This window comes from Anabaena sp. WFMT, from assembly GCF_051781005.1.
GTDB lineage: Bacteria > Cyanobacteriota > Cyanobacteriia > Cyanobacteriales > Nostocaceae > Anabaena.
In genome coordinates this window covers 219,186-237,026 of the sequence record NZ_JBPWOA010000019.1, presented here as the reverse complement: position 1 = coordinate 237,026, position 17,841 = coordinate 219,186, and the positions used below count along the sequence as shown (strand labels likewise).

Genomic DNA, 17,841 nt, shown 5'->3' with positions numbered 1-17,841 from the left:
TTGGGTGGTGGAGCGGGAGTCGAACCCGCGAATGCTCGTTCTTTAAACGATAACCCTCATTCGTCGGCCTTTGCAGGCAAGGTGTGAATAAGGATGTTAAGTGCCTTGAACCACTTGGCTACCCACCACATAATGAATCTTGGATTAAATTGAAGTTTGGCGCGGGAAACAGGATTTGAACCTGCGACACTTAAAGTTTCGATAATCCTCAGTAAGTCGGCCTTTGCAGGCAAGTTTGTTAACTAAGGAATATGGGTTTTACCCCGTTTAACGCTCTACCAAACTGAGCTATTCCCGCACGGAATCAGTCAAAAATCTAAAATTGGTTTGGGTGGTGGAGCGGGATTTGAACCCGCGAATGCTCGTTCTTTAAACGATAACCCTCATTCGTCGGCCTTTGCAGGCAAGGTGTGAATAAGGATGTTAAGCGCCTTACCACTTGGCTACCCACCACATGATGAATTTTGGATTAAATTGAAGTTTGGCGCGGGAAGCAGGATTTGAACCTGCGACCGATGAATTAACGATAATCCTCAGTAAGTCGGCCTTTACAGGCAAGTTTGTTAACCAAGGAATATGGGTTTTACCCCTTTCACTGCTCTATCCAGACTGAGCTATCCCCGCACGTAAATACAGCAGAATTCAGGAGTAGGGGCGAAGCATTCGGAAAATAGCCTTTGCCAAAAACCGATCATTGATCGCCCGAATGCTGATGCTTCCAGCACGCTACGCGAACGCCCGTACAGGAGTCAGGAGTAAAACTGGCTTGGTGTCTAGGTTTCAATTTTGATTCTGTACCTCATTGATCTGCAATCTGCTGTAAATCAAAATTCAAAGTTAAACACTCATTACTGTATTTGGGTGTAGCGGAGCAGAAATTTAGTCTGCATCTCCAGGATTTTCAGCAAGGGTGTTTAAGTTATTTTGCGATAACCCTCGCTATGTCGGCCTAAAAAGGCAAGGTGGGCGCTCTAGCATTTGAGCTATCCGCTACGGTGAAAGCTAACTCCTTTGGGAATGTCACTTGTAGTATTAATGTAGTATGCAAATTTCTAACTGTCAAGTGGTTGGCAAGTTAATTTTTGAAGATTTACGAACAAACTCGCTTTGATCAAAAAATGTTGCTTGTGTGAAAAAGATCGAAATCCTTTTGATGATGTTGTTGCGATGCTCGTTTGTTTGTGATTTCTAGTTGGGACTGAACACAGTATTGTTTAGCTGATTTTTTTGACTGGGAAACTTTTTTGTGAATTTTGGCAAAAAATCAGGTTAAATCTCAAACCAAGGGTAGATATTTTGCTAGTTGTGAAGTCTATAACACCTGCTAATGTTAACTTTTGCCGAATAATTTGCCATAAGTTTGCCAAACGATACAAAAAAATGTCACAATTTTTGCCAAGATGATATATTATTTCGCAACAATTCACTTGGCGTGAATCAGCATGAGTGAAAAAACAATAGAAAACAACGGTAAAACCTTTCTCGTTCTACTTTTGCCAATCTCATTTTCGATTATTTTCCTGGTTTCTACTTGGAGAATTTTGCTAATTATTTTGCTGTTGCTGATGGCCTTCAACCTTTGGCAGCAGTATAAATGGGAAAAGTGGTGTGAACAAGTTAACCCACTTTTTTATCAGTTAATTCGGGAAAACCAGGGCAAAATTACACCTGTGGATTTGGCAATTCGAGGTAATTTTTCGGGAAATGAGGCCAAACGCTACTTAGATGGAAAGGCTAAGGAATTTGGTGCTAGTTTACTAGACTCTGAAAATGAGAGCCAATCTTACTACTTTATAAATGCCAGTATTCTGGGAAATATATTTGATAGTAGTGAGGTTGTGGAAAAACGTCCTGCTCAACCTGTGACTAAAGAGGCGCGATCGCTCTTAGCACCACCAGAAACAATTCCCCAGCAGGAAGAACCAGAATCTGAATCATTACCTCAAGTCAACCATGAGGAAGTAAAAAAACCTCTGGAAGAACAGTTAGTTTTTGGCTCTCTCATCCAATCTGAACTGGCAAAACGACTCAGTGTATATTCCAGCACTGTTTACAAACGTCGCAATGATCCAGATTTCCCAGAATGGTGTCGCAGCCGTGATCCAGATGGGATTGCTTGGTCTTATTCTCGTAAGTCTAAGGAGTTTTTCCCTGTGGAAGAATAGGCATTGGGGACTGGGGACTGGGTAGTAATTGATAATTACGAATTACGAATTACGAATTACCAATCCCTACTGCTTCACTGATGGAATTTAAGCCGTTTTCTTCTAGTTTGGTTAACAAACCGGACAGAATGCGGCGTACCATCATCGGTCCTTCATAAATCCAGCCTGTATAGACTTGGATGAGGCTGGCACCGGCTGTGATTTTTTCCCAGGCATCTTCAGCGGTAAAAATTCCACCTACGCCAATGATGGGGATTTCTCCTTGGGTTTGCTGGTAAATAAAGCGAATTACTGCTGTGGAGCGATCGCACAATGGCTTCCCACTAATTCCCCCGGCTTCTTCTTGGGGGGATTTTCCAGTTTGTTCTATTAACTGGGTTTTCAGTCCTTCACGGCTGATGGTGGTGTTGGTGGCAATTATTCCTGCTAGTTTGTAGGTTTTAGCCAGAGCAATAATGTCAGCGATCGCTTCCCATTCTAAATCTGGTGCTATTTTCACAAAAATTGGCTTTTGTGAATTGTTTTCTGTTTGTAACACATCCAATATCTGACTGAGCATCGAGGCATCTTGGAGCGATCGCAATCCTGGTGTATTCGGAGAAGAAACATTCACAACAAAATAATCACCCAAATCTTGAAGTAAGCGAAAGCTTTCCAGATAATCCTGTGCTGCTACTTCTAAAGGTGTGATCTTAGATTTACCCAAATTTATCCCTATGGGTATTTTCCAAGATTCCTCTCGCTTAAGCAATTTTAATCTTGTCCCCATCGCTGCTGCACCAGAGTTATTAAAGCCCATACGGTTAAGTGCAGCTTTGTCTAAAGGTAAACGAAACAATCGGGGACGGGGATTACCCGGTTGTCCATGACAAGTAACAGTACCCAGTTCGGCAAAGCCAAAACCAAAACTAGGCCAGATACTAGCAGCAACGCCATCCTTATCAAACCCAGCTGCCAAACCTACTGGGTTAGGGAATTTTAGCCCAAACAAATTTTGTTCTAGACGTGTATCATATAAGCATAAAGACTGTTCTAAACGAGAAATTAACCAGTTACTAAGCGGATGATAACTTGCTGGTGACAGCCAAATAAAACTACGAATCGTGTTTTGGTGTAACCACTCTGGATCGGTTTTCACCAGAGTAAATAAAAAAGGACTAATTACTGCTTTATAAATATCCAAACTAGGTTAACATCTACCAATTATTACCATTATTAATCAGATACCAAATCAGGATTAATCCCGGTTATTTTCAGGGCATCATCAATATATTACTACAACCTATGTCCACAGATAATCAGATGGGGCATCCAAAAAAGCCTATACCCACCGAACCACAAATTATGTCTGTGGGAAAAATTCTCCAGAGTCTCAGAGACGAAGATAATGTTGATGTTCTGATTACAATCACTGTTGCTTATCTCAGAGAACAATTTGACTACCAATTTATTTGGCTTGCTCTTTACGATCAGGTGAGTAAAAAATTACATGGTCAGGGTGGTATAACCCCAGATGGAGAGACAAACATTTTAAAAAGATCGATTTTAGTAAATCCTGGCAACTTATTAGCGCAAGTAGTGACTGAACTGTGTCCTGTGGGCGTAGCTAATTTACAGGGAGAAGTACGCGCTCCAGAATGGCAAGAAGTTGCTGCTAAATACAACATTCAGGGAACAATCATTTTACCAATTCGCTATAAAGATAACTGTTTGGGCGTGGTATTACTAGCTTCACAACGCTGGGGTTACTTACTGGCCGGAGAAGCAAGAGCCAAACTACTGATAGTGATAGGTGAATTAGGAGTAGTACTTGATCACCATCAAAAAGAAGGAAATTGGCAAAATAACCCCAATAATTCTCCTACTGAATCATTATTAAAACTCCTAGAAAATTTACGCTGTACAAGTAACCTGAATAAAAGGTTAGAAGCCGTAGTTAATGAAACCCATGAATTTGTTACTCCCTCGCGGACAAATATCTACTGGTTTGAACGGGAAGGACACTACTTTTGGTGTCGAATGAGTAGTCAGCTAGTAAGTATGGGTAGGGATTGGAGCGATCAGCCGGCATCAGCAGGGATAAAAGTACAAGAATTGGGGGATGTTTATTATTCTTTAGTGGTTAACCAACTTGTCTGGCTTGGTGAATCCAATAGTTCTCTGAAAAGCCATGTTCAAGATAAGTTGCTAAAACGCCTGGGAGTGCGATCGCTTTTAGCATCTCCTATTATCTGGCAAAAAGACTTACTGGGCTTCTTGGCAGTGGAAAGTACTGAACCACGAATTTGGACTCAAGCAGATAAAACTTTCATTCAAGGTGCAGCTGGCTTACTCTCCTTAGCGGCTCCCAATGACAGCATCGACAGCACAATCAAACAAGTTCAACACAACCATCAACTGACAGTCAAATTTGCCCAAGTAATCTATCAAGAACAAGAATTAGAACAAATTTTACACGTGTGTGCCAAGGAACTTTTAGAGCGACTAGGTGCTACGCGCTTTTTACTTTTAGAATACGACTATAACCAAAATACTTATCAAATTATTTACCAAAATGTGCTGAGTATTCGCCGATTGTGGAGATTTATCCCCACCCCACTTTCGGAAATGGATTCTCAGCTTTTGCAAAATGCCAAGCAAGCGATAGAAATTGAAACCTTAGACCAGGATTTGCGTTTATATAGCTGGCATCCCCAGTTGTTAGAAAGTGGAGTGCGATCGCTCTTAATTTGCAACTGCATTCAAGGTCATCGGCCAGAAGTATTGCTAATGATTACCCATGACAACCATCGTGCTTGGACAACTCTAGAAAAAGAATTGTCATGGGTACTTAGTCAGTCTCTTGGTGTCATAGTCCGTAATCGAAAGTTAAATGTCATCAGTAAAGAACAGCAAAAAATTGCCAAAATATTCAAACAATACCCAAACATACTCATAAAAACTGAAAATGAAACTACCCAATCAACAGCCCTAAAATATATAGCAAGTGTTTTGGAATGTCGTCTAGCCGTAATCCTCGCCTGGACTCCTGGCCAAAATCGAGCAGAAATTATTCAAGGCGTAGTTAGCAATCATTTGTTTGGGATTGTTGCAGATGTACCTATTTGGATTCATAGAGATGTTCTCATCGAGTTGGCCTTAGCACATAATAGTTACTTGATTTTTAAAGCTGATGATTTACCACCAGAAACCAAACAATGGTTAACTATTCCTGATAAGGGACGAGTCTTAGTAATGGCATTGCGTACCACAGATGATTCTCAACCCACAGGTATAGTGTTGCTGGCAGATTATGGAGAACAACCTTGGTCAGAACTTAACCTGAATGCAACTGTTACCCTCATTACTCAATTAGCTTGGTGGCATAGTCAACAGCAAATCACCCAAAAGCTCAAGTCCAAAACTGAAGAATTACAAGAACTTAACTGGTACAAACATCGTCGTCTAGAAGAAATCCATCGAATGTCAGCCATAGCGCTGGCTCAAATTCGTGATTTGGGGATTCCAAGTAATGAACTGACTCAAATGCGTTACAAGCTCCTGCTGCGGCAATTAAATTACATTGCCAACTCGATGAAAGGGATCATCAAACAAGAGCAGTGGCAGCTACACCTGAGTTGGGAAACTATGTCCATTTCCAGTTTATTAAAGCGATCTGTTGAAAGAGTAGACAGTTTAGTTAAGCAGCAACAGTTGTGGATCGGTTTGCATGGTTTGGGAAAACCAATTGAAGATGGGGAATCACCCAAAAGCAATTCATTATTATCTGGAGAACTTATTACTCCTAGTAATCCCCCTCCATTGGCTACATCTGGCGATATCGTCAAGATTGAATTAGTTATCTATGAATTATTAGTCGCTGCCTGTAAACGTTCTCCGATTGGTGACAGAATTGATATCTGGTGTCGTCGCTTAGATGACCGCTTATTAGAAGTATCTATTACAGATAATGGCATCATTGATCCACATTTATTAGCAGAATTAAATCACAATCAATCGAAGGATCTACTCGCTTCCCCAAACCTCAACCAAGCACCAGGGTTACATCTACTGATTTGCCAAAACCTGATGCAGCAGTTGGGAGGAGAATTGCATATATATCAATTACCAGATAATCGAGTAGCCAGTCGTTTAGTCTTGCCTGTGGCTCCTCAGAATTCGGAAGGATATACTTTAGCTGAAAACCAGACAAGCCCCACCTCTTAGTCTTAGGAGAGTGAAAGGATGATGGCATCAAAAACTGACCAAATAATTACTAATTCGTAATTCGTAATTCGTAATTAAAGAGGGTAGAAGCCCCCACTAAATCCAAGATTTAGTGGTCTACAATCAGTGGAGGCTTGAACCTACCACTGATTGCACTTACGAATTACGAATTATCAATTACGAATTATTTTGACAACTTTTCCAGGCTCGATACTATTCCTACCTTCTTCCAACTCCTCCTGATAGCGTAGCGTGGCGTAAGCCATACTTCTGAACTTCTGAACTCCTGAACTCCTAGCCCATGACTTACGTCACGCTGCGCGAACACAGATAAATTTTTCAGCAAACCCTACTTAATACTTCAAATGGGACGTGTTCGTTCTAAATCTGATTTACCGGAAAAAATATGTGCAGTATGTCAACGTCCCTTTAGTTGGCGCAAAAAATGGGAAGATTGTTGGGATGAAGTTAAATATTGCTCAGAACGTTGTCGTCGTCGTCGTTCTGAGGCTAAAGGAGATAAGTAATTGGGAATTGGGGAGTGGGAAGATAATTGACAATTTATAACTGATAACTGATAACTGATAACTGTTAAAGCTACTCAAACGCAGATAAATGATATTACAAGTACAACCTAAATTAATTATTCATGGTGGGGCTGGTAGTTCTCTCCAAGGTAAGGGAGGATTGGAGGCTGTACGCAACTCGCTCTCCACAATCATCGCTGAAGTCTACTCTCTATTGGTTAAGGGTGCGAATGCTTCAGAAGCTGTAGTCCGGGGTTGCCAAATGTTAGAGGATAATCCCCGCTTTAACGCTGGTACAGGTTCGGTATTACAATCTGATGGTCAAATCCGCATGAGTGCTTCTCTGATGGATAGTACATCAGGGCGTTTTAGTGGTGTGATTAATGTCTCACGGGTAAAAAACCCAATTGAAATGGCGCTATTTCTGCAAAGCTCTCCAGATCGGGTATTGTCTGATTACGGTTCAGCGGAGTTGGCACGAGAGCTACAAGTTCCCAGTTACAATGCTTTAACTGATTTGCGGCTGAAAGAATGGATGGAAGAACGTCAAGATAATTTTAAAAGGACTATGGCTGGGGTGGTTGCAGAACCGGAAATAGCAGAAAGCTCTAATGCGGGAAGGGGTACGATTGGTGTGGTGGCTTTAGATGGCTATGGTAAGTTGGCGGCTGGTACTTCTACTGGTGGTAAAGGCTTTGAACGCATTGGTAGGGTCAGTGATTCTGCGATGCCTGCGGGAAATTATGCGACTAAATATGCTGGGGTTAGCTGTACTGGAATTGGCGAAGACATCATTGATGAGTGTTTAGCTGCCAAGATTGTTATTCGTGTTAGTGATGGAATGTCTTTGCAAGAGGCGATGTTGCGTTCATTTACTGAAGCTAGTAAGAATGACAGAGATTTGGGTGCGATCGCTCTTGATGCGACTGGAACGATATCCTATGGTAAAACTAGCGAAATATTACTGGCCGCCTACCACAATGGCGAAACAATTGGCGATACTTTGGAATGGAATGATGGCCAATTGATTGGTTATTGTTGATTTTTCTACAACCATTAGACATAGGAGTGAAAATGATTGTAGAGACGTTCCGGTGGAACGTCTCTAGAAGGTTTTCAAGCTATTGTAGAGACGTTCAATAAAGCATCTCTACATATTTTCATCCTATGTCTATGTTATTGAACGCGAGTCAGTTGTAATAACTCTTGGGGAGATGCCAACATATCGATCGCAACAAAGAAGATTTTTCCTTCGGGATTGATAAGAAAGCGCCACGCAATATTCATACCTACGGTGACACCAAACCAAGGTGTTTGCACTACACCTGTGATTTTTAGCTGTTTGGAGCCATCTCCACGGACTTCGCAGATACCTTGTTGTGGCATCATGTTGAGTCCTTGAGCTTCTTCACGCATATATTTAGCGATCGCCTGAGTGCCAACAATTGGCTTTTGGAATGGTGGTTGTAGCGCACCATCAGGGGTGAATAAAGCGATCGCAGCATCAAAGTTATCTGCATTCATTGCTTCAATGTAGCCCAATACCGCTGGCTCTGTCACACCCTCAATCTTGACTGAAGAAATGCTAGGAGTTGTCCGTTGGAAAGCAGGTTCTGCATCTGCTTTTGGATAACTGCTAGGAGCAAGTTCAGAAGTATCAAATCCCATGTTGACTACGGTGTTACGCAGTACTGTGATTTGTTGACCCTGATCAAGTTTCTGGGTTGCTTCCAGCACTACTTTCACACCAGGAGACATTTGATAACCCACTGGAATAGGAGTGACGAGACCCTTTTTCATCAATTCTCCTAACTCATACCAGAAAGCCAGTTTGGTATTAACACTGAAGAATCCGTAAGAACGGCTGATAGGAGTGTCAGCACGACTAGCAAGATCGCGCATAACTTTTGTTTGCTCTTCAGGAGACATGAGCTTAATTTGGGTGAGCAAACTTTCTGCTAGTTGCAGACGTGCGGCTCCAGGTGCTGCGGGGGTAATTGTTTTACCCATTTCAGTGTACGCATACCAAAGATATGCAAGTTGATCATCTACATTGAGTTGATCGAATAAGGCGATTGTTGCTGGAATTAAGCTAGGAACTTGAGTGTTAGAAAAAATACTTTGAGCAGATTGGATAGTCAAGGTCATAATCAAAATCTCCAATAATGTTTGTTAATTTGTAGCTTTCAAAATTCCCACACAGAACCTTTAAGCTGATAATGTTCTGGTCAAAACTGCTGCTGGCGCACACTAAGTCTATTTACATAGGAGCCGCAGCTACACTAGGGACTGTTATGCACATCAATATTTAGTTTAACCTGAAGGTATGGGTTTACCTTTGCTGGTTCATAATTAAACTGCACTTAATTTATGCAGTTCTTTGATTAGCGATTTATCTTTATCTGTAAAGAACTGTAACAATACCACGAACTTTTGTAAAGTTACTGATATTACGAGTTGACAAAAATACCTAAATATGTTTTTTTGAATTTCACATTAACCGTGGGGGATTTTTTTAATAATAGGACTTACGCACAAGTCACGGAAGAATGAACCACGTATCCCTTACGGGACAGTAGGCATAGGAAAGAGGGTTTGAGAGATATTTTGCGTAAGTCCTGAATAAGTAGGTGGACGTGAGATACAGTAGAATTCAGGAGTCAGGAACACACTCTAAGAAACTGCCGACAGTGAAAAATTAACCAATTTAGCAATAAGTATAGAGATTTGGTTAAACTAAAGCTAATTTCTACTAAATAAAAATATTTATGGAAAACAACTTGGGCAATTATATTGAACTTACTCCTGGAATTCGTAGTGGTAAGCCGCGTATCACTGGAACAAGAATTACAGTTGCTGATGTTGCCATTATGTATCTTCGCATGGGGCATTCTTTAGAAGAAATTGCTGGTAAATATCAGCTTTCACTAGCATCAGTTCATGTAGCTATAGCATTTTACTATGAGCATCGGAACGAAATTGACCAGCAAATTGCCGATGCAGAAGCTTATGCTGAAATAGAAAGTCTCAATAGTCCTTCGCTGTTACAGGAAAAACTCGATGCTATGAGAAAATATGCCTAGACGCATTCAATTTCACCTCGATGAAAATGTTGATCCTGATATTGCTTTAGCTTTGAGACAGGCTGGTATTGACGTGACGACTACACAGGGGGCAAATCTTTTAGCAAAGAGTGATCAAGTGCAGTTAGATTTTGCTAACGAACAGTCTCGCGTGCTAGTTACACACGATGATGATTTTCTGATTCTCAATCATCAAGGAGTTGATCATAGTGGCATTGTTTATTGTCGTAAAGATACAAAATCAATTGGTTACATCATTCGGATGCTGATCTTGCTTTATGAAGTCGCTAATCTTGAGGAGATGAAGAATAGAATTGAATATCTGTAAAGAAGCAAATAGTTGTAGTTACTGCCAATTAGGTACGAGAACAGATAATTGATAAAATAAGCATTAATCAAATTTCTGCGTAAAAAGGTGCGTTAGGAACGCACCCTACGAAACTTCAACTTTCAGTTTTTTTCCGCCAACCTGGTTTTACAACTTGACGACTCCGTGCAATTACCAAAGAATCATTAGCGACATCTTCTGTCACCGTTGAACCTGCGGCTATGTAGACATCATTGCCCACAATAATAGGTGCAACTAAAACACTATTAGAACCTGTTTTGGTGCGATCGCCTATTCTTGTCCGATGTTTCTTCACACCGTCGTAGTTTGCAGTAATTGTCCCCGCACCGATATTGACTTGAGTTCCGGCTGTAGTATCGCCTAAATAGGATAAATGAGCTACATTAGTGCGATCGCCCAATTGCGTGTTTTTCAACTCCACAAAATTACCAATTCGACAATTAGCACCCACTTCTGCATGACCACGCAAATGAGCATAGGGACCAATCTTAGTTCCCTCCTGGACAAAGCTATCCGTGATTACAGAATACTGAACAGTCACATTTCCACCCAAATCGCTATTTTCAATTAAACTCCCAGGTCCAATGCGACTACCGGACTGAATCACAGTCTTACCACGCAAGTGGGTTTGAGGTTCAATAATTACATCTGGCTGTAATTCAACCGTTTCATCAATAGTAATACTTGCCGGATCAATCAGCGTCACACCTGCTAATAACCATTTTTCCTTAATACGTCTTTGCAGAATATCGTTAGCCGTAGCTAACTGCAATCTATCATTAATTCCTAAAATTTCTTGATAATCTTTCACATCTACAGCCATCACTTTACCCACTTGGGTAACAGCATCTGTGAGATAATATTCTTTCTGGGCATTATTAGCTTCTAATTGAGGCAGAAACCTTGCTAAATCTGGCCAACGGAAACAATAAATTCCGGCATTAACGCGATTATTTTCTTTTTGGCTAGAAGTGCAATCTTTATCTTCAACCATTTGTTGCACAACACCATCACTATCACAAAAAACCCTGCCGTAGCCTTGAGGATTTGATAACTGTGCAGTCAGAATAGTACAGGAATTTTGGTTTTCTTTGTGGGTTTGTAAAAGATTTTTCAAAGTTTCTGTACGCAACAAAGGTACATCACCATTCAAAATCAACAAATCGCCAGTATAACCTTCTAAATGGGGAATTAATTGCTGAATAGCATGACCTGTACCTAATTGTACAGTCTGTTCCACAAACTCCAATGCAGGAATTGACACCAAAGCAGTTTTCACTTCTTGAGACTGATATCCAACAATCACTAACCTGTGTGAAGGTGAAAGAGGTTCGACGCTTTCAATAACGCGCTCAACTAAAGATTTTCCACCCAAAGAATGTAAAACTTTAGGCAGATTCGATTTCATTCTTGTTCCTTTTCCTGCTGCGAGAATTGCTACAACAACCATAATTAAATATCAGTAAATTACAATGAACAATCTTTTTAGTATTTTCCGAATCAGACTCAAATCATATCAGTTAATCAATACAGACTGAAATTTTAACAAATTATATAGCGTTCCCTAATCACATCAGATCCGGTACATCATAGTTATCATAGCCTCTACCTCGCTTGCGGGGAGGGGTGTTTGTATGTCATACGAATGACAAAATATTTTAATTCCACCTTTTTTTCCACTGAGAGGTAGATTCTAAAACAGAAGCTTTTTGCTCTTGTTGTCGTCGCCTAATTATAACTTCAGCAGCATCTCTCAATTGAGGATCACGATAAGGAATAGCCGCACGAGTTTGTAAATGTTCTTTTTCCTCTTCCGAAAGAGGAGGAATTGGAATAATTTCTTCGTCCTCATCTCCCCAACTATCCACCGACTCATCTTTGGGATATGCTGCTATAGTACCAGGTGTATGCCTTCCTATGGGTGTTGTAGAACCTATAACTAAGCCAGCTGCTAAAAGTGCAGTGCGTACAGCCGCAGCACAGGAATAAGTCGCTATTAAGCCATTTTGATGTAAACACAAGGCGAGTTTTTGTATAAATTCCACAGTCCATAACTGCGGACATTGCGGTGGTGAAAAGGGGTCAAGAAAAATGGCATCAGCTTGGAAACCTGACTGATGTAATATCTGAATTGATTCTCTAGCATCACCTATGAGTAACTTTGCTTTCAAGCGTTCTGTATAAGATTGATGCTTAAAAGCTAGTTCACTCAGGATTTGTCTAAACTCATAGTCCCAATCATAGAATATACGCTGGTTAATGGCTGCTTTGGGGACTGCTGGATTTATTTCTAAACCAATGACTTCAACATAACAAATGGGATTTGCCTCCCAAATTACCTGTAAAGCGGCGGCTGTGTTGTATCCTAGACCATAACAAACATCTAAGATCCTGACTATTCCATTTCCGGCTGCTTTCTGGACTTGACTAGGAAGTACAAACTTCAAATAAGTCTCTTGTCTAGCTCCAAAATGGCTGTGAAAAGCCTCTTCAAATTCTTCCGAAAAGAAGGTAAAAGAACCATCTTGTGTTTGTTGGGGTGTAAAATTATCTGGATCTGATATTTTGTTCATAATACTAAACTAAATAATTAATAACTAATGACTACTACAGTTGTTGTCTCTCCTAAATGGTTATTTGAACATCTTAACGATTCCCAAGTTGTAATTGTCGATTGTCGCTTTTCTCTGGCTGATTCGCAATTGGGACAAAAGCAATATCAAGAAAGTCATATAGCAGGATCTTACTATTTAGATTTAAATCAAGATTTATCTAGTCCTGTGGGAGAACATGGAGGAAGACATCCTTTACCTAATATCAGTGATTTAGCTGATAAATTAGCGAAAATCGGGGTTAATTACCAAAAAACTTTGGTAGTCGCTTACGATGATTCTCGCTTGGCGTTTGCGTCTCGTTTGTGGTGGTTATTACGGTATTTGGGACATGAGCAAGTAGCCGTTTTAGATGGGGGTTTCGCTGGTTGGCAAAAGGCTGGCTATCCTGTCTCAGAAGCTGTTCCATCAGATAGAATGGGGGAATTTATTCCGCAATTACAAGCGTACAAAGTCGTAGATTATACTTACGTTAAAAATCGTAAAGATCGTCCAGATGTAGTTTTGGTAGATGCAAGAGAGAGCGATCGCTATCGCGGAGAACGAGAACCCATTGATAAAATTGCCGGTCATATTCCTGGTGCTGTAAACTATCCCTGGCAAGAAGTAACCGACGCGAATGGTTTTCTACTCCCCCAATCAGAACAACATCAACGGTGGAAACAACTAGAGGCAGCTAAAGAAATTGTAGTCTATTGCGGTTCTGGTGTAACAGCTTGTGTAAATTTACTTTCTTTAGAAATTGCAGGAATTTCCAAAGGTAAACTCTACGCTGGTAGTTGGAGTGATTGGATTAGTCATTAGTTATTGGTGATAAATGTTAAGCTTACAAATTACAAATTATTTAGAATCGTCCTAATTCAAAACCGTAATTAACACTAAAGAACCAACTGGAAAAATCAATATTGGGAGTTGTGGAACCACCAAAATTAACACCACCTTGCAAATTCAAACTATTCGTGTCAGATACACGATAATTTAAATGTCCAAATAAACGATGAAATTGGTCTTCTCTGTCGCGTTGGGTAAAATCTGACAAGCTAAACTGGTAGTTCAGACCAACTTGTAAGGGTTTTTCCAAGTAATAGCTTAAAGAAAGCCATAAAGAATTTACTAAACGACTTCGTCTGTCTGGGTCAGAAAAGTTTACACTCAATTCATAAAGGCTATCTAATGTCAACTTATCTGTGAGTGTCTCCCGTCTTCCCAAAGATAGCTGCACAGAATTTTCATTTAAAAACCTATCTCCGGCTGCAAAGAAATCACTATTTTTAGAATAAAATAATTGTTGATTACTCAAACTAAATTCCGCATACATTTCCCGCGTTATTTCTTGATAAAGACCCAGATTGAATCGTACCTGATTATAATTGAATTGTGATTGGTCTAGATAACGAATCAAACTGCCATTAATTGAGCCATTTAAATAAGTATTAGATCCGATGGGAAAATACGCTGAAGCCAGTGTCAGTCCAGAAAAAATTAAACCATCCTTTATTTGATCTTCACTGGTAGAGAAAATATTACTTGTCTGAAAATAGCCGACATTACCCCTTAAATATCCTATGGGTTGAAATTGATCTGCGGGTTTATCTTGCTGTGGTGGTATTTCTTGCAAGGGTCTTGGCCGCACTCTTAATATTAACTCCTGTTCTTCATTTGCTTCCCCAGAAGACGGTTGTTGCTCTTCTAGAGACTGGGAAAGTGTCTGTGTCTTCCCCATATCATCTATTAGAGGTGGATCTAACAGTTGCGCTGCTAATTCAGGAGATAATTGAGGCACATTATCAGTTTGATTGTTTGGTGGGACTGAGCTAAGTGACTGTTGATTCTTCCCCGATTCTTCCCTTAGCGCTTGCTTGATTTCAGGCGTTAGCGATTCTAGATGTGGCGGTGTCTCTAAGTATATAATCAGTAACTCACTTGTTTCCTGACTTGTCTCTAACAAGAGTAAATTAGTTATATTTGATACTAAAGCTTTTTGATTTAGTTTTGTCTCTGCTTGGGCAGAACAACTTCTGTTTATACCCATGCAACAGCATTGTCCACCACTAAAAACTAACAAAATTGCCAATAACAAATTTTTTCCTATCTTGGTTTGCATCTTGTATAGTGTTAATCGCAGTTAGCAAATCTTAGAGGATGTTTGAAAAGTCATGCTGTAGCTTGCTTCTCGTAGGGTACGTTGCGCTACGTAGTGTATCCCTTCGGGACACTTTGTGAACGCGGAGCGTGTCGGAGGCTTCAGCATCTTCGAGTAATCGCTCAAACCCTAGATTCTAGAGCCTACGGCTCCCGTTAGGGATACGTTCCACTTTGTTCCACATGGCTAACGCTCCCGTAAGGAATACAGAATGACAAATTATACCTTTTCCAACCTTTCAAACACCCTCTTAAGTATCATTTTATATTAATTGATATATAGCCAGAGTATATTTTTTTGTAAGTAACATAAATTTAACAAAAAACTAAAATAATATACAGCGAATTTCGCTGTTGGGAGGTACATACCCAGCGGGCAAGACTTGTACTGAGCTAGTCGAAGTATGCCCGCACCACAAGAGTTTCATTATTCAAGTTTGTATCTCATTTAAATGAAATCCGCTGTAATACGTAATTAAGTTTTGTACCAAAAATTTAAACATAGCGATAAAAATTGCCGCTTGTTGGTTGCAGAGAGACTTAAATAACCGGAATTTGTTAAATAAATTTAATTAAATTGTTTATTTAAGTATTCATACTATAAATGGTATCAGATTATTAGACATAATATATAAAAATTAACCAAGTTATTACCAGTTAAAGAAAAATTATCAATATTATGTTTAATAAATTTTTACCTCAGTTGGTTTTGGGTTTATGGGTATTGACAGTCTTACCTTTTGCACATCGAGTCAATGCCATCACACCTCTGACCCAAGGAGAAATTCAGCAACTCCGTAATTTGGTGCAGCTGATCCCTAAAAATAATTCTCTGACCCGTCCTGCACGGAAATTAGACACCATAAATCCTGGCGATGGTTTATCTACAGGTCGAGCTTCCCTAGCTGATTTACGCTTTAATGATGGTTCTGTAGCTAGGGTTGGGGAACAAGCGGTATTTAGATTTTTGCCGCAAACACGAGATTTTACACTAACTAACGGCACTGTTTTACTACTCATTCCACCTGGAAGAGGACAAACACGTATTAAGACACCGAATGCAGCAGCAGCAATTCGCGGTTCAGCATTGTTTGTTCGCTATAACAAGGAATCAGATACGACGATTATTGGTGCGTTAACAAATAGCGGTATTGAAGTTGCTAACAAGGAAGCTTCGCAAAATGTTGTTCTGGAAGCAGGACAATTAATGGTTGTAGTCAAAGGTGAATTTCAAGGATTATACGATTTTGACTTGAAAAATTTTTATGACAATAGTGATTTAGTACGTGGATTCGATTTAAATAGGCAAAATTCTACGTCTATACCAGATTCAGAACTGGCAAGTGTTCAAGCTGAAACTACCGCAGCTTTAGCAGCGCAAAAACCAATCACAGGACAGGGATTAATTGATAATCCATCTTTTTTACATAAAAATTTTAATGCCGGTAATTCATCTGGTAATAATGGTGTCGGGCGTGATGAACCGTTAAATAACAATAATGGTGTTGGGCGTGATCAACGAAGTAACCGTCCTTCGAGAGGCAATGTAGAAAGAGACTCTATTAGAAACAATCCTGGTGGTTTCAAAGATACTTTTATCCAAACAGGAGAGGTTCTCAAGGAGAATAATCAGGGCAATGGTCAGGGTAATGGTCAAGGCAATGGTCAGGGTAATGGCAATGGTGAAGGTAATGGCAATGGTCAGGGCAATGGCAATGGTCAGGGTAATGGCAATGGTCAGGATAATGGCAATGGTGAAGGTAATGGCAATGGTCAGGGCAATGGTCAGGGTAATGGCAATGGTCAGGGTAATGGCAATGGTAATGGTCAGGGTAATGGTCAGGGTAATGGCAATGGTCAGGGTAATGGCAATGGTAATGGTCAGGGTAATGGTCAGGGTAATGGCAATGGTCAGGGTAATGGCAATGGTAATGGTCAGGGTAATGGTCAGGGTAATGGTCAGGGTAATGGTCAGGGTAATGGTCAGGGTAATGGTCAGGGTAATGGTCAGGGTAATGGTCAGGGTAATGGCAATAATTAGTAACGTAATATTAGGTCGGGGAAATCAATTTGAATTCATTTATCTATCTTCACGGCTTTGCTTCTAGTCCTAAATCAACAAAAGCCCAGGATATAAGCGATCGCTTTTCCCAAATTCACATCAAACTGAAAATACCCGATTTAAATGCCGGCGATTTTTCCCATCTGACAATTACCCGTCAGCTAAATCAAGTCGCTGCTGAATTCCCAGTGGATGATTCCGTACCTGTAACTCTGATTGGTTCTAGTTTAGGTGGTTTGACAGCTGCTTATTTAGGGGAAAAATTCTCACAGGTACAACGCTTGGTTTTATTAGCACCAGCTTTTGGTTTTTTATCTCATTGGTTGCCCAAGTTAGGAGATGAAGCGCTGCAACGTTGGCAAAAAGACCAATATCTCTTAGTACATCACTATGGGGAAGAGCGATCGCTACCCCTAAGTTATAATTTCCTCACCGATGCTGCCCAATACCAAGAAAAAAATATCCAACGTCCCATTCCCACCTTAATCCTGCACGGTAAACAAGATGATGTGATTCCGATTACTGCTAGTCGTGAATTTGCAAGTTCCCGTCCTTGGGTAGAATTAATAGAACTTGATAGCGATCACGCTTTGGGCAATGTTACAGCCGAAATTTGGCAAGCCATTTGCTCATTCTGTCACTTAGGGATTGGGTGAAGATGAGGGACAGTATTGAGTTTTCTTCTGCCCCCTGAC

General features: G+C 40.3%; 14 protein-coding genes and 4 tRNA genes. 9 read left to right on the top strand and 9 right to left on the bottom strand.

Going from position 1 to position 17,841, the window contains the following annotated elements:
• Position 1 precedes the first annotated feature (1 nt).
• From ACSQ6I_RS12600 to ACSQ6I_RS12585, 4 genes are all read right to left on the bottom strand, one after another.
• Positions 2–128: transfer RNA gene (locus ACSQ6I_RS12600), tRNA-OTHER, on the bottom strand.
• 29 nt (positions 129–157) lie between these two features.
• Positions 158–298, bottom strand: a tRNA-OTHER gene (locus tag ACSQ6I_RS12595).
• A 30-nt stretch (positions 299–328) separates the two neighbouring features.
• Positions 329–453: transfer RNA gene (locus ACSQ6I_RS12590), tRNA-OTHER, on the bottom strand.
• Between the two features lie 29 nt (positions 454–482).
• Positions 483–624 (bottom strand) — tRNA-OTHER (locus ACSQ6I_RS12585).
• An 818-nt stretch (positions 625–1,442) separates the two neighbouring features.
• Here ACSQ6I_RS12585 and ACSQ6I_RS12580 point away from each other — a divergent pair.
• Positions 1,443–2,165, top strand: coding sequence for a hypothetical protein (locus ACSQ6I_RS12580; protein ID WP_438890660.1), 723 nt, complete (start codon positions 1,443–1,445; stop codon positions 2,163–2,165).
• A gap of 49 nt (positions 2,166–2,214) precedes the next feature.
• On the opposite strand, the gene ACSQ6I_RS12575 is transcribed toward ACSQ6I_RS12580, so the two are convergent.
• Positions 2,215–3,348, bottom strand: a complete 1,134-nt coding sequence (locus ACSQ6I_RS12575; RefSeq protein WP_438890659.1) for a quinone-dependent dihydroorotate dehydrogenase — start codon at positions 3,346–3,348, stop codon at positions 2,215–2,217.
• Between the two features lie 101 nt (positions 3,349–3,449).
• Between ACSQ6I_RS12575 and ACSQ6I_RS12570 the strand changes: the two genes are divergently transcribed.
• The 3 genes from ACSQ6I_RS12570 (at position 3,450) to ACSQ6I_RS12560 (ending at position 7,940) form a co-directional block, all read left to right on the top strand.
• Positions 3,450–6,371 (top strand): GAF domain-containing sensor histidine kinase, encoded by a 2,922-nt coding sequence (locus ACSQ6I_RS12570; RefSeq protein ID WP_438890658.1) that lies wholly within the window; start codon positions 3,450–3,452, stop codon positions 6,369–6,371.
• A gap of 365 nt (positions 6,372–6,736) precedes the next feature.
• Positions 6,737–6,898 carry a DUF2256 domain-containing protein gene (locus ACSQ6I_RS12565; protein ID WP_438890657.1) on the top strand — a complete coding sequence of 54 codons (162 nt, stop codon included), beginning with the start codon at positions 6,737–6,739 and terminating at the stop codon, positions 6,896–6,898.
• Between the two features lie 88 nt (positions 6,899–6,986).
• Entirely contained in the window at positions 6,987–7,940 is a 954-nt protein-coding gene (locus ACSQ6I_RS12560; RefSeq protein ID WP_438890656.1) for an isoaspartyl peptidase/L-asparaginase, read from the top strand.
• A 134-nt stretch (positions 7,941–8,074) separates the two neighbouring features.
• On the opposite strand, the gene ACSQ6I_RS12555 is transcribed toward ACSQ6I_RS12560, so the two are convergent.
• The gene (locus tag ACSQ6I_RS12555; protein WP_438890655.1) at positions 8,075–9,046 is read right to left on the bottom strand and encodes an orange carotenoid protein N-terminal domain-containing protein; all 972 of its coding nucleotides are present in this window, start codon (positions 9,044–9,046) and stop codon (positions 8,075–8,077) included.
• 620 nt (positions 9,047–9,666) lie between these two features.
• On the opposite strand from ACSQ6I_RS12555, the gene ACSQ6I_RS12550 reads away from it, so the two are divergent.
• Positions 9,667–9,981, top strand: a complete 315-nt coding sequence (locus tag ACSQ6I_RS12550; RefSeq protein WP_438890654.1) for a DUF433 domain-containing protein — start codon at positions 9,667–9,669, stop codon at positions 9,979–9,981.
• Entirely contained in the window at positions 9,974–10,309 is a 336-nt protein-coding gene (locus tag ACSQ6I_RS12545) for a DUF5615 family PIN-like protein (RefSeq protein WP_438890653.1), read from the top strand. Before ACSQ6I_RS12550 ends, ACSQ6I_RS12545 begins: the two co-directional genes overlap by 8 nt.
• Positions 10,310–10,424: 115 nt before the next feature.
• On the opposite strand, the gene glmU is transcribed toward ACSQ6I_RS12545, so the two are convergent.
• Both glmU and ACSQ6I_RS12535 read right to left on the bottom strand, forming a co-directional pair.
• Positions 10,425–11,780 carry a bifunctional UDP-N-acetylglucosamine diphosphorylase/glucosamine-1-phosphate N-acetyltransferase GlmU gene (gene glmU, locus ACSQ6I_RS12540; RefSeq protein ID WP_438890652.1) on the bottom strand — a complete coding sequence of 452 codons (1,356 nt, stop codon included), beginning with the start codon at positions 11,778–11,780 and terminating at the stop codon, positions 10,425–10,427.
• A 208-nt stretch (positions 11,781–11,988) separates the two neighbouring features.
• Positions 11,989–12,903, bottom strand: a complete 915-nt coding sequence (locus tag ACSQ6I_RS12535; RefSeq protein WP_438890651.1) for a tRNA (5-methylaminomethyl-2-thiouridine)(34)-methyltransferase MnmD — start codon at positions 12,901–12,903, stop codon at positions 11,989–11,991.
• Between the two features lie 27 nt (positions 12,904–12,930).
• Here ACSQ6I_RS12535 and ACSQ6I_RS12530 point away from each other — a divergent pair, with 27 nt between their 5' ends.
• A complete protein-coding gene (locus ACSQ6I_RS12530) occupies positions 12,931–13,746 on the top strand; it encodes a sulfurtransferase (RefSeq protein ID WP_438890650.1) in 816 nt (271 codons plus the stop codon).
• A 40-nt stretch (positions 13,747–13,786) separates the two neighbouring features.
• Here ACSQ6I_RS12530 and ACSQ6I_RS12525 read toward each other — a convergent pair whose 3' ends face one another.
• Positions 13,787–15,046 carry a hypothetical protein gene (locus ACSQ6I_RS12525; protein WP_438890649.1) on the bottom strand — a complete coding sequence of 420 codons (1,260 nt, stop codon included), beginning with the start codon at positions 15,044–15,046 and terminating at the stop codon, positions 13,787–13,789.
• Between the two features lie 717 nt (positions 15,047–15,763).
• On the opposite strand from ACSQ6I_RS12525, the gene ACSQ6I_RS12520 reads away from it, so the two are divergent.
• Together ACSQ6I_RS12520 and ACSQ6I_RS12515 are read left to right on the top strand one after the other, a co-directional pair.
• Positions 15,764–17,125 (top strand): FecR domain-containing protein, encoded by a 1,362-nt coding sequence (locus ACSQ6I_RS12520; RefSeq protein WP_438890648.1) that lies wholly within the window; start codon positions 15,764–15,766, stop codon positions 17,123–17,125.
• Between the two features lie 29 nt (positions 17,126–17,154).
• Entirely contained in the window at positions 17,155–17,802 is a 648-nt protein-coding gene (locus tag ACSQ6I_RS12515) for a YqiA/YcfP family alpha/beta fold hydrolase (RefSeq protein ID WP_438890647.1), read from the top strand.
• Positions 17,803–17,841: the final 39 nt, after the last annotated feature.